This is a genomic window from Carnobacterium sp. (assembly GCF_040274425.1).
The window spans coordinates 1-12,830 of sequence record NZ_JBEMBC010000080.1; the positions used below are offsets into that span (position 1 = coordinate 1).

Consider the following 12,830-nt stretch of genomic DNA (forward strand, 5'->3'; position numbering starts at 1 on the left):
TTAAACAACCTTTAGCTCTTACAGAAACTTTAGGTAGCTACGACGTACATGTAAACGTAAATGGTGGAGGATTCACTGGTCAATCAGGAGCTGCCCGTCATGGTATCTCTCGTGCATTGCTAGAAGTTGATCCAGACTTCCGTGGCCCATTAAAAGCTGCAGGTCTATTAACTCGTGACCCACGTATGGTTGAACGTAAGAAACCAGGTTTGAAAAAAGCGCGTAAAGCTTCACAATTCTCAAAACGTTAATTTTACGTTATGTATCAAAAAAGAACTGTCTATATGGCAGTTCTTTTTTTATGCATAAAAATCTGATAATGTTTTTCCTAATTTTTAGTCTTTTACCACTTGACTGTTTTCGTAACTGACCCAATCACTGTAGCCTCCTAGGTACAACCTTGGCTCCAATCCAGCTTCTTCCATAAACAACACATTTACTGTCCCGGTTATCCCAGATCCGCAGTGAACGATAATATCCTCATATTCTTCCAAAGATTTAAACTTTTCGTTTATATTTTTGTTGTCTATTATAGTACCTTCATCAACTAAATCCATCCAAGGATAGTTTAAAGCACTGGGGATGTGTCCAGGCAATTTATCTAAGGGTTCCACTTGTCCAGAATACCGTTCATACGCTCTGGAATCGATTATTGCTGTTTGATCTAAGTCAACAGCAGCTTTTACTTCAGAGTGTTCTGCAATCATGGATTCATTTAAATTCAATCTTAAATCCCCAGAAGCTTGCGGCTCTGGAAAAACTATAGTAAGTTCTAACCCATTATCGACCCAATGTTTTATACCGCCTTCTAATAAAAATACCTTATCTTTACCAGCGTATCTTAACAACCACCATAATCTGCCTGCCATTGCCAGATCCCCGTTATCATAAATGATTACTGTAGAAGAATCAGAAATACCCAGCTGCTTCATTTCCTTAATAAATACTTCCATATCCGGCAAAGGATGCCGACCACCATGCTCGCTAACTTTTCCGGTCATTGTATCTTCTAAAGAGACGAATTGCGCTCTTTTGATATGCCCTGTTTTATATTGATTATATCCGGCCTTCGGATCATTTAATTCTGCACGGGCATCAAGTAAGATTAAGTCATTATTTGAACAATTTTCTAATAACCATGTTTGTGTAACAAAATTTTTCATAAAGTCCTCCTAAATTAACAATTTTTTTAGAAAAAGAAGAATCATGGATATGTTAAGGTATTTTTATTTTTTTAAAATGAGCAGATATAGTAGCATTGAAGTGGGTTTCTAATACAATAAGTTTGAGATAGAAGAGATTCTTTATTGAATAAGTTGGTATAGGATTCCTCATATCTCTATGATAACATCAATATTTTTTTATTTAAAATAAAGTTATTCTAAACCAGATCATGAAGCACCCTAGGAGGGATCGCTATGTATTTAGTAGAATTACAACAAAGAGATCGACGTCATACGGTGGGTTTGTTTAGAAAAAAAAGCCGTTATCCTTTTACAAAATATACGTTTACTTCTGAGGATGGGCGAATTGAACTTATCATTTGGGATAAGGTACCTTTATCGAGTTGATACCCTATAAGAAAATTATAGAGTCTGGTGTATTTAATTCAGATAATCCTGCCTTTGTAGAGGATATGGTGATGACTTGGTACTTTGAAGAAGTAGATCTAGGCATAAAAGTAACGATTACCGCTGGAAATGTTCCTGAAGATATCAAAAAGGAAGATTATTTTGAAGGGTTGAATTCCACACTAGAAAACCTGGGACGTTTTGTAAAAAATAGTTAGATAATACTGTACTATATGAAGAGCTTACTAATTTCCCTGATGCTTTTTCTGACCGTGATATCAAATTTCATTTTAATAGAATAATGGACATTCCTTGGAGAAATTATCTGCTCAACAAACAAAAATTTGTTTGTTACTTCGCAGTTTATCCTGTATGATTTAATGAAGAATGTAAAACCAGATATTGTTATGGTGGGCAAAGGATATAGAAAAAAATAATGAATTTAGTAAATAGTGTTGTCTTGAGAATGTATCAATCATTTCTAAGAACTCACTAGCATGGAGAAAGAATCATTATATTAATGTAGTCATTATTCTTTTTATCTCACTGAAAGTATTTAGTGTTACACTAACAAGGTGGTGTGATAAGTGAATTCAAAAGAGAAAATGTTAGAGCTAATTAAAAAGAAACAAGAAGGTGGCGGAAAATCTAAACAAACCAACACGCCAAAAAATGATCTTAAGAACATGCGAAAAGGTCCAAAGATTTTTAATAAGTAATCTTTCCAGAATGAGCTAAGAGAACTATGTCAAAGGATATAGGAATTCATTCAAAACAGTGTAAATTAAGTAGGTATTACACTTTGATTAGAACATTCAGTTCTTTTAAATCAAAAAATAACAACTAAAAGAAGTCCTAGTCTACGTTTAACTCTTAGACCAGGACTTCTTTTAATTTTATACCGATGGTTGTTTTTAAATTCCTGTATTAGCTTTTTGTATTTTATAAGATAAAATACAGTTGAGTATATTAAGAACATTGGTATATTTGCTGATAAAAGTAATTAAAATCACATTTTTTAATTACTGTCTCTATTCAAAAGATGGTAATATGAATGTAAAGTCAATTAGGAGGATCATGAAATGGAAAAAAGACCAATAACTATCCAAATGTTTTATCCAACTGGTGATACCCGAGGATTTAGAATAGCTGAAGTTACTAACAGTATTATTGAAGCAATGCTAATTCCACGAAAAGAGCTTGAGACTGTATTACAAACAAGATCAGAATTAGAATCGAGCGGTCTATATTTTTTATTTGCTAAAGACATGAACGATGATGAAAAAGCAATCGAAGCGTATATTGGAGAAAGTGAAACCATCAAAGAACGATTAAAACAGCATAATAAGGAAAAAGATTTTTGGGAAGTAGCTATCATTTTTATTTCAAGCAACCAAAGATGGCAACTGAATAAAGCAGATATAAAATTTTTAGAACATTCGGCGTACATAAAGGCTAATTTAGCTAAACGTTATTTTATCAATCAAAATATTCCTACTCGATCTCCTGTCACAGAAGCCAGAGAAGCTGATTTAACAGATCTAATGGAAACTATCAATATATTGCTTACCTCTTTAGGTTATCCAATATTCACAGAATTGGTTTCTAATATTGAGACTGAAATAAACACGAACCAAATTTTTTATACTACCTATCGAGAAAGTAATGCTAAAGGTATTTACACAAATGAAGGATTTGTTGTATTAAAAGGGTCAGTAATTTCACCACGAGAAGAAACAAAAGGATTTAGAATGAACCATCTATTAGAAGATTTAACAAAAATAGGTATCATTGATCCAAATGGAATATTTACTGAAGATCATTTATTTAATAGCCCATCTACTGCTGTAGATGTAATCGTTAAAGGTAGTTATAATGGCTGGGATAGTTGGAAAAATGATAAAGGATTAACTCTTCATAATGTATATCGAGCAGACTGATGAAAGGTATACAAAGAGATTTATATTACAGAATTAAAAAGTAGGCAAATATCTACATTACTAACGAATAAAAAATTCAAGAATAGGTAAATTAGGAGATTAACTAATGGATAATATTTTTATTATTACGAGTATTGTTGTGGGTATTTTACTTATAATCTTTTTTGTTTTTTTGCTGTTGCAAAAAAAGAACGCAAGTGACATAGAAAATGGTGATAACAGCCCAGAAGAGTCAAATATTGAGTTAATGGCACAGTCCTTAAATAAACCAGAAACAGTAGATACGCCAATTATTCCAGTAGAAAAATTACCAAGTAATGTTAAAGTGAAAGAAAATCTTCTACATGAGATAACAAACACGAATATAATTTCAAGCCTTTCATCACTGAGTCCAGCTATTGTTAATGCGTTAGGCAAAACGCAGACAGTAAATACGACTACAACAACAAAATTGACAGGCGATTTTTATCAAGTGATTCTCAAAAGTGGCGGTGAACTTGCAAAATCAAAAAACATGGAAAATGCTAGACGAGCATTTACTCAGGGTAGTAAAGGAGTAAAAGAACATGCTAACTTAGTGAAAATCGATCCAAAGGCGACTAAAGAAGTAACAAAAACTACAAAAATGGCAACATCAGTAACGGCAAATATTATGAACGTTGCTTCACTTATTGTTGGTCAGTACTATATGTCTGAAGTGAATTCAAAGCTTGAAGATATGAACAAGTCAATTAGTGAAATAAGTGATTACCAAAAACGTGAATTTAAAAGTCATGTTCGTTCTCTAGTGGTTAATGTTCGTGATATATCTAAATTTAGTAAGGAAATTTTTGAAGATGATACTATCCGTAATAACAAGCTTATACATTTACAACAATTGCAAGAACGAACAACTCAATTATTAGAGCAGGTCAATTTAGAAATAGAAGAAAAAATTCAAAAACAATCGCATACTAATTACGATGAATATTTAACAAATGTTAATGATTTTGAAAGCTTAATTTTTTTCCAAAATACACTGTTAGGAGTTTTACAAAAAATAGGGAAATTGACTCTTATATTTGGAAATGGAAAATTATCACAGGAAAGTAGTTTTTCATTATTTTATACTTATGAAGAACAATCTCTAAAAACAGATGATAAATTGATAGTATGGCAAAATAATCAAATTGAAAAATATGCGATTGATGTAGATACTAGTAAACGTAAAAAGCAAGGTATTGAAGGTGTTTTTGCAAATGTTACAGGACTTATTAAAGATGAATGGCGTTATTTGAAATTGGAAGAGGAACTAATTGATAAAGTTAAACACCAAATGACACTGGCTAAGATTGAGTATGATACTGAAGAGCTTAATCTTTACCAGGAAGATATTCAACTATTAATAAGAGATGGAAAAACATATTTGTGGTTACCGGAAAAGTAAAACATTTTGGTAATAGATTGTGAATCCTAATTATTAAAATGTTGGAGATAGGATAACTAATCGCAACAATATGAATTATTAGATCGTGCAAGCTTAATTTAAGGAAGTAATATCTACGCCACAAAAATGACACTAAATATATCCCAGTTCCATACTTATACGAAGTGGTTAAATAACCCTTAGATAATGACTCGCGTAGGGATGAATGAAAGAAACCAGATTTGAAAAAAAGCAGTTGCTGAAATCAGCTTCTACTCTTTTTTGATACGTTGAATTCTAAATTAAGAAAGTCGAAAAATCTAACCAATTGAGTATCACTCTTGACCAGCTTCCAAATACCGGTTGATTATTGCAGCTAATTTATACCAATGCTGATAAAAATCGTCCGCAGTACTCAGCTAAATTATAGAAATAGACTTGTCTATTTAGAGTGTACCCAAAATTGATATATACAACATGTTGATTTTCTAGCGTTCTTAATGCAGGTTTAGAATGTCGAATATATCGTTTGGGAAAGAGGGCGAAAAAGATAAGGATAGGCTATGCGCGAGTATCCACCACGGACCAAAATCTGGACCGGCAAATTGAGGCTTTAAAAAAGGCGGGAGCCAAGAAAATCTTCGAGGAGAATGTGTCGGAAAAGAGCATGACTGAGCGGGAGGAACTGCAAAAGGTGCTCCGTTTTCTCAGGAAGTAATTCAATTAAAAATGTAAGGGAATAATAAGGAGGCAATCTCTATGGATGATTTGAATTTTTCTGAACATGATCTCAAAATCCTACAAGATTTACTAGTCAGCAAGAACGTAAATTTTTTATTAGGTGCGGGAGCTTCCGCTCCATACTTTTCCACCCTTAATAATATGGAAAATTTGATTACCGATATTGGAAACTCTAATTTAGATAGCACTAAGAAAGAAAAACTGAAAAAGTTATTAATCCTATTCTTTTTAATATTATCTGTCTGTGATAACTATTCTTTAATATCCCGCAAAGAAGATAAAGAGAGTACGCCTTTGATGAATACTATACTAGAACAATATACAGCGTTAATAAATATTATTTCTAATTATATGTTTTTAAGGAATAGTAAAATAAATCCAATTCGAGTAAATGTATTTACTACAAATTATGACTTGTTTTTGGAAAAAGCCTTTGATTTGTATCTAGAGAAGAATAATAGAATTTCATTGAATGATGGGGCAGAGGGGTACTTTAGGAGATACATTGACTCTGATAACTATAACAAAACTACAGCTCATTCTGGGTTATATGATAACTACTATATGGAAACGCCCACTTTTAATCTCATTAAATTACATGGATCAGCAAACTGGTCATTGGATAGCAACAATAAAATACTGATAGATAACGATTTAGACTATTTTGAAGATTTTAAAAGATTAGCTCATGATATTTTGAATGAGAACTACGATGACTATAGTGAGGAAAAGCAAAGAGATTATATAAAGAGACACATTACGGGGATAGAGTGCCATTTATATCTTGAGAGGTTAGAGAATAAAACAACATTATTTGATTCTATAAAAATAGATGAAAAATTCATTGATAAGGCGAATAACCTTCAAATAGTTATGCCTACTAAAGATAAATTTAAAAATACAGTATTTAGCAATCACTACTATAGTATGATCCGTTATATGAAAGAGACACTAGAAAAAAAGGATTCTATTTTAGTCGTTTTTGGCTTCTCTTTTGCAGATGAACATTTACGTACAGAATTAAAACGTGCTTTTACTAATCCTGGGTTACTAGTATACATTGTATGTTACAAGGACAACGACAAAGACAATATCTTAAATGTTTTGGATTATACGGATAGAACCGTACCCATTAATGTATCTTTTATTTCCCCTTCTACTATAAAGTCATTTCAAGATTATAAGGGGATTTTGGAATATACAGCCTTGTATGGAGAGGAAATTAAAGGAAACCATTCTGATATTCTTGAGTTCTTATCTCAAAATGAACTAAGTGAAGAATATTTAGAAGAGGATATACAATCACTACGAAATACTTTAGAAGAGATGACTCTTCTAGAAGAAATTGCAATTGAGGCCTCAGGGATTGTGAAAACCATTTTAGGAAATCCGATTGTACAACACTTATATGCCACCGAACAAGAAGGTATTGAGTTGTTCTATAGCGCAGTGATAAGCTTCAGGGCTTTCAACAATATACTGAAGTATAGGAGAGATCAATGAAAAAATTTGATGGTTTTGCTCCCCAGATTGGATTTGTGACTAAAGTTGATGGATTAACATGTATAATTGCTGCCTTTGACTATATGAATGATCCTACTATTATCCATAATGGTAAAGTTATTAAAAATATAACCGTCAATTCGTTCGTAGTAATAAATCAAGGTTTTACTAAAATAATTGGAAAAGTGATTTCTGAGTCTATTATTGATCACCAGTTAAGCACAGATATTGCAAAAAAACTATTCCATGATTCCCGCTATCAAAAGAACTCCATTGTCAGAAATATTGATACTCAAATAGTTGGTTATATAGAAAATAAAGTTTTTATATCAGGAAGTAAATATATCCCCATGATTGGAAATTTAGCAACAATACCGGACCCAGATGTGATAAATCAAATTTACATTAATAATTATTCTTCTTTATTTGATGAGAAAACAGAAAGTATTTCAATAGGGAATACAGTAAATGAGAATATTCGCATTAACCTACCTATCAATGACTTTTTTGCCTCTCACATTGGTATATTCGGAAATACCGGGAGCGGTAAATCCAACACACTACACCAATTATATACCAGTCTTTTTTCAAAAATAGACTTCGGTAGAATTGTAAATAAGAGTACTTTTTTAGTAATTGACTTTAATGGAGAATATACAGGAGCAGCAAGTTTCGGATTGGTCCCAACTCAAAAGCATGTTTATAAGTTATCAACTCAAAGAATCACAGATAGTCGTCTTCCTATAAAAAGGAATTTCTTGATGGATCCCGACATTATATCGATGCTTTTTAGAGCAACAGAACAAACTCAAAAACCTTTTATAAAGCGAGTCATAAGCAGTTGGAATAACTACGATAGTATTCCGGATTCATTATCGAATTGGATCAGTAGTATTATTCTAAAAGTACTTCAAAGCGAACCAAGCAGCATATTGTTAGACTTTTTGAGAGATATTTTATCTACATTAATTCCAACATTCCCCAACGAGGACGATCTTTTAGAAAAAATCAATTCAATATATATATTCGATAAAAATGAGAAAAAGTATGTTTATGCGTCTCCGTCCTCTGCTAACAATGGGTTTATAAAAGCTAACGGTTTGACTAGTGTACAGCGAGAGGAATTAAAGATTGATTCCATATTTAATTATTTACAATTAAATCACCAGGAGTTAGATTTTTTTGACGAATTTGAACTAAGAGCTAAATTAAGAATTATTAGTGACATCATATATCATAGAGTGGATTTTTCTTATATTTCGCCCATAATTAATCGCATTGAATCAGAAAAAGAACAATGGAAAAGAGTTCTACATGTTACGAATGAAGAAAGTTTTGTAGCAGGTAGTAAGGACAAACTGCTACATATTATATCACTACGTGAATGTAATGTAGAAATTAAAAAGATGGTTCCTTTACTATTAGCAAAATTAACTTTCGAGAACGCAAAAAAAATTAATGAGAAATCTTCCTTTCATCTAATTATAGATGAGGCTCACAATATTCTTTCTTCTCAGTCAAGTAGGGAAAGTGAAAGTTGGAAAGATTACCGGTTAGAGTTATTTGAAGAGATAATAAAAGAAGGAAGGAAGTTCTCATATTTTTTGACCATATCTAGTCAACGACCGGCAGATATTTCGTCTACTATCTTATCTCAAGCGCATAACTTCTTCATACATCGTTTAGTTAATGAAAAAGATTTAGCTATACTCAATAATACAATTTCTACATTAGATAGAGTCTCCCGTCAAAATATTCCTCTTTTGTCTCCAGGTGTTTGTATAATTACGGGAACAGCAATGGCTATGCCTATAACTGTTCAAGTTCATTTTAATAAGACAAAAGAATTACGACCAAATAGCGATACAATAGATTTGTTAGAGTTATGGGGCAAATAGCCAAAAGGCTCTACAGTTATTTCTATGTAGAGCTTATTCGTGTAAGCAGAAAATATGTTTTTATGGAACCGTCTTAAATATTATTCAAAGTTAAATCTACCATCTTATCTATATATATTTAAAGATGTATTTTATATAGTCAAAACTTAAGAGTATTGACTATGAGTATTAGTTCCTATAAAACCAAAAATATGAGGGTCTTATAAGTACTGGTTAAAGTAAATGAAAATTGATTGAAAAATATGAATTATAGTTATTTTAGAGTGGTTACTTTTTTGAAATTTTATTATATTTTTTAAAATGTGAATATTATCTTAAAAAACCAATCACTATAGCTTTTCTATTGATAATCTTGTGTTTCGAATATAAACAACTATTGTTTTAAATACAGCAAAAGCGGGAACACCAAAAATAATTCCAACAATTCCAAGCATCTTTCCTGCAACTAATAAAATGATAATAATTGTTAATGGGTGAATAGCTAATGATTTTCCAACAAATTTTGGTGTCAATAAATTAGCATCTAGTTGTTGAACAATTAGTATGACCAGGATGACCAATAAAGCTGCTGTCGGTGAAATAGTTAGTCCAACAATGACTGCGGGTACAGCGCCAATAAAGGGACCAATATAAGGAATAAGATTGGTGAACCCATTAACAATCGCTAATAATAAAGTGTAAGGAAGTCCAATCATTAAAAGTCCAAAATAAATTAAGACAGCGACTACAATACTTGCTAAGCCTTTTCCGCTGATATAAGCAGTAATAACTTCATTTGTTTGATGTAACAATTCAAATATATGTTTTTTATATTTATCAGGAAATAAATGTGTAATAGATAGTTGTAATTTTTCACCGTCATGGAACATATAGAACAGTATAATAGGTACCGTGAACAAAACAACTGTTAAGTTTGCAACTCCGGCAATTATTGAACTAAAGCTAGTTGTGAAGCTACTTAAAATTGTTTTTGCAAAAGTATCAAGAGAAATATTTAATTGCTTCAAAGTTTCTTCTAAATTAATATTATCTAATGCAGGAAATAAGGCAAAATCTTTAGTTTGAATATCAATATCCGAGAGAATAGTAGGAATGTTAGCCACTAAATCGGATAGCTGATCCATTAGGAGTGGAAAAGTTTTAATAGCAAAAATAGTGGATACACTAAGAAAAAAAACCATGACTAAGATAATAGCGTAACTACGTTGGATTTTTAATTTTTGCATGACACTGATTAATGGATTTAATAAGTAAAATAAAAAACCTGCACTTAGGATTGGAATGAATAGTGTCGAAAATAAAACAATTATTGGCTGGAAAAGAAAGCTGATTTGAGTTGAAAAGTAAATAATGAGGACTAAGGCTAAAAGCCAAAGCGTCCATAAAAATAGTTTAGAATGTTTAAAATAATACATGGAAATCTCCTTCTTAAGTTAGTTTGTTTAATATAGTTGTATAGCTGTATTCAAATAAGATTGAGTTTTATAAAGAATTAGAAGCAATAAAAAATTAGAAGCAATAAAAAATGAACATTAATAGCATAAATATTTTTTTATTTACATATCTTATATAAGGCAACAACTGACTTCATAATAACATAGATGCTAAAAGCTAAACCTACATTTAGCTATTAAGATAACTGAAATGGTACAAACTAGTTTGAATAATTCATAGTTCATTCACTATCATCGTAGGTGTCTTCAATGAGATACTTCTTTATTTTTATTGCTTTTGATTCTTTTTTTATTCTGTATTTCTTATGGGAATACTTGATTATTCAAATTACAGACACCGTAACTGACGCTGGTAACAATTTGCAACATATATTTGGTTTCAGGTATACTGCTAAAAGATATAAAGCTAACATTAGATTAGTTCAAAATAAATAAGGAGTTATTTTTATTATGGGCAGTTTGCCAAACAAACAATTAAAAGGTTTAAGTTACAAAGAGGTAGAAATACGTGAAAGTCAGGGACAAACGAATCAATTTACAACAAAAGTTACTAAGACAAATACTCAAATTATTAAGGATAACTTATTTACGTTGTTTAATATGCTCAATTTTAGTATTGCGATTTCTTTATCTTTAGTTGGTGCTTTCTCTAATATGTTCTTTATTCTTATTATTATTATGAACGTTCTTATTGGGATTACAATTGAGATACGAGCAAGAAATATGGTGGAACAGCTGTCAATTGTTACGAAAGCTCAAGTAACAGTAGTTAGGGATGGCGTAAACAAGCTGATTGATTCTGAAGACATTGTATTAGATGATATTTTAATACTGAGTGCCGGCGAACAGATTCCAGCTGATGCTATAGTTATAAAGGATAAGGTAGAGGCTAATGAGTCTCTTTTAACAGGGGAATCAGATTTAGTTGAGAAAGAAGTAGGTGATGAATTACTGTCAGGTAGTTTCATTTCAAGTGGGAAATGCTACGCACAAGTTCATCATGTTGGAAAAGATAATTATGGGAATCAATTGGTTAATGAAGTGAAAACACACAAACCAGTGCAATCTGAATTATTAGGTGCTATTCGAAAAATTGCTAAGTTTACAAGTTATATCATTATTCCTATCGGTATTATTCTATTTATTGAAGCCTATGTTGTACGTGGAGATAGTATGTCTATTGCGGTCATTTCATCGACTGCGGCTCTACTTGGAATGTTGCCTAAAGGCCTAGCATTGCTTATTGTCTTATCGTTAGCTACAGCTGTAATTACCCTCGGTAAGAAAAAGATACTGGTCCAAGAAATGCATTCTATAGAAATGCTGGCACATGTTGACGTGCTTTGCTTGGACAAAACTGGAACCATCACTGAAGGAAAAATGAAAGTTCAGCAGGTAAGTGCATTGAATGGGATGGACCTAACTGAATTAAACCATTTGATTGGTAATTATATTTCTGCAAGTGAAGACAACAACAACACCATGCAAGCACTCCGCAAGCATTTTAATAAGGAACAAATTTATGATATAAAAAAGGTTTTTCCTTTTTCATCTGAAAAAAAGTGGGGAGCTATCACATTTGAAAATCAAGGAACGTTTGTAATAGGAGCTCCCGAAAGAATTATTACAGTTGATGAAGATATGCCGGAGGCTGTTCTACGTGCTCAAGAGAGAGGCAATCGTGTTTTAATGTTTGGTAAAACAGAAATGGAGTCAGACAAATACCCTGCCTTAAAAAATCCTTCGCCAATGGCTATTATTGAGTTAAGGGATCCAATTAGAAAAAATGCCAATCAAACACTCGACTATTTAAAAAAACAAGGTATTGATTTGAAAATTATTTCTGGTGATAATCCACTGACTGTTTCAACAGTTGCTAAGCAGGCTGGGCTTGAAAATTATGACAAATATATAGATTTGTCTAAATTAACGGAAGAAGCAGAAGTACGTAGAGCTGTTCACCAATATACTGTATTTGGACGAGTGTCTCCTCAACAAAAGAGACTGTTGGTTAAAGAATTAAAAGATAATGGACACACAGTAGCTATGACCGGCGATGGTGTGAACGATATCTTAGCTTTAAGAGAAGCAGACTGTAGCATTGCAATGGCTGAAGGAGACAGTGCAACAAGACAAATTGCTAATCTTGTACTACTAGAATCTGACTTTACCTCCTTGCCAGCTGTTTTATTTGAAGGCCGTCGAGTAGTGAATAATTTGACGAAGGTAGCTTCCATATTCTTTATTAAAACAATTTATTCTTTTATAATGGCTGTTATTTGTGCAATCAGTTTATTAGCATTTCCATTTATACCCAT

12 protein-coding genes are annotated in these 12,830 nt (G+C 31.9%); 10 read left to right on the forward strand and 2 right to left on the reverse strand.

All coding sequences use genetic code 11. The features are described from left to right. Window positions 1–251 (forward strand): 30S ribosomal protein S9 (rpsI, locus tag ABS911_RS12295; RefSeq protein WP_350467802.1); only part of this gene is annotated, 251 nt, incomplete at its 5' end. Window positions 252–335: 84 nt separating this feature from the next. On the opposite strand, the gene ABS911_RS12300 is transcribed toward rpsI, so the two are convergent. After that, window positions 336–1,163 carry a sulfurtransferase gene (locus tag ABS911_RS12300; RefSeq protein ID WP_350467803.1) on the reverse strand — a complete coding sequence of 276 codons (828 nt, stop codon included), beginning with the start codon at window positions 1,161–1,163 and terminating at the stop codon, window positions 336–338. 255 nt (window positions 1,164–1,418) lie between these two features. Between ABS911_RS12300 and ABS911_RS12305 the strand changes: the two genes are divergently transcribed. From ABS911_RS12305 to ABS911_RS12340, 8 genes are all read left to right on the forward strand, one after another. After that, on the forward strand, window positions 1,419–1,571 hold the full coding sequence (locus ABS911_RS12305) for a hypothetical protein (protein WP_301426038.1): 153 nt from the start codon (window positions 1,419–1,421) through the stop codon (window positions 1,569–1,571). Further along, a complete protein-coding gene (locus tag ABS911_RS12310; RefSeq protein ID WP_350467804.1) occupies window positions 1,568–1,789 on the forward strand; it encodes an SRPBCC domain-containing protein in 222 nt (73 codons plus the stop codon). The genes ABS911_RS12305 and ABS911_RS12310 overlap by 4 nt, the downstream gene beginning before the upstream one ends. A 369-nt stretch (window positions 1,790–2,158) precedes the next feature. Further along, on the forward strand, window positions 2,159–2,290 hold the full coding sequence (locus ABS911_RS12315; protein WP_350453483.1) for a hypothetical protein: 132 nt from the start codon (window positions 2,159–2,161) through the stop codon (window positions 2,288–2,290). Between the two features lie 363 nt (window positions 2,291–2,653). After that, on the forward strand, window positions 2,654–3,511 hold the full coding sequence (locus tag ABS911_RS12320) for a GIY-YIG nuclease family protein (protein ID WP_350467805.1): 858 nt from the start codon (window positions 2,654–2,656) through the stop codon (window positions 3,509–3,511). Between the two features lie 106 nt (window positions 3,512–3,617). Continuing rightward, window positions 3,618–4,937: a hypothetical protein gene (locus tag ABS911_RS12325; protein ID WP_350467806.1), complete on the forward strand. Its 1,320-nt coding sequence runs from the start codon at window positions 3,618–3,620 to the stop codon at window positions 4,935–4,937. A 508-nt stretch (window positions 4,938–5,445) separates the two neighbouring features. Beyond that, window positions 5,446–5,634 carry a recombinase family protein gene (locus tag ABS911_RS12330; RefSeq protein WP_350467807.1) on the forward strand — a complete coding sequence of 63 codons (189 nt, stop codon included), beginning with the start codon at window positions 5,446–5,448 and terminating at the stop codon, window positions 5,632–5,634. A 41-nt stretch (window positions 5,635–5,675) separates the two neighbouring features. Further along, entirely contained in the window at window positions 5,676–7,160 is a 1,485-nt protein-coding gene (locus tag ABS911_RS12335) for an SIR2 family protein (protein ID WP_350467808.1), read from the forward strand. Further along, window positions 7,157–9,058, forward strand: a complete 1,902-nt coding sequence (locus ABS911_RS12340; protein WP_350467809.1) for an ATP-binding protein — start codon at window positions 7,157–7,159, stop codon at window positions 9,056–9,058. The genes ABS911_RS12335 and ABS911_RS12340 overlap by 4 nt, the downstream gene beginning before the upstream one ends. A 329-nt stretch (window positions 9,059–9,387) precedes the next feature. Here ABS911_RS12340 and ABS911_RS12345 read toward each other — a convergent pair whose 3' ends face one another. Then, the gene (locus tag ABS911_RS12345; protein ID WP_350467810.1) at window positions 9,388–10,473 is read right to left on the reverse strand and encodes an AI-2E family transporter; all 1,086 of its coding nucleotides are present in this window, start codon (window positions 10,471–10,473) and stop codon (window positions 9,388–9,390) included. A 489-nt stretch (window positions 10,474–10,962) separates the two neighbouring features. On the opposite strand from ABS911_RS12345, the gene ABS911_RS12350 reads away from it, so the two are divergent. After that, window positions 10,963–12,830 (forward strand): HAD-IC family P-type ATPase (locus tag ABS911_RS12350; protein WP_350467811.1); only part of this gene is annotated, 1,868 nt, incomplete at its 3' end.

Excerpts from the sequence above, each read along its gene's own strand:
- ABS911_RS12300 (WP_350467803.1), bottom strand. The coding sequence starts at position 1,163 with ATGAAAAATTTTGTTACACAAACATGGTTATTAGAAAATTGTTCAAAT.
- ABS911_RS12305 (WP_301426038.1), top strand. The coding sequence starts at position 1,419 with ATGTATTTAGTAGAATTACAACAAAGAGATCGACGTCATACGGTGGGT.
- ABS911_RS12320 (WP_350467805.1), top strand. The coding sequence starts at position 2,654 with ATGGAAAAAAGACCAATAACTATCCAAATGTTTTATCCAACTGGTGAT.
- ABS911_RS12325 (WP_350467806.1), top strand. The coding sequence starts at position 3,618 with ATGGATAATATTTTTATTATTACGAGTATTGTTGTGGGTATTTTACTT.
- ABS911_RS12335 (WP_350467808.1), top strand. The coding sequence starts at position 5,676 with ATGGATGATTTGAATTTTTCTGAACATGATCTCAAAATCCTACAAGAT.
- ABS911_RS12340 (WP_350467809.1), top strand. The coding sequence starts at position 7,157 with ATGAAAAAATTTGATGGTTTTGCTCCCCAGATTGGATTTGTGACTAAA.
- ABS911_RS12345 (WP_350467810.1), bottom strand. The coding sequence starts at position 10,473 with ATGTATTATTTTAAACATTCTAAACTATTTTTATGGACGCTTTGGCTT.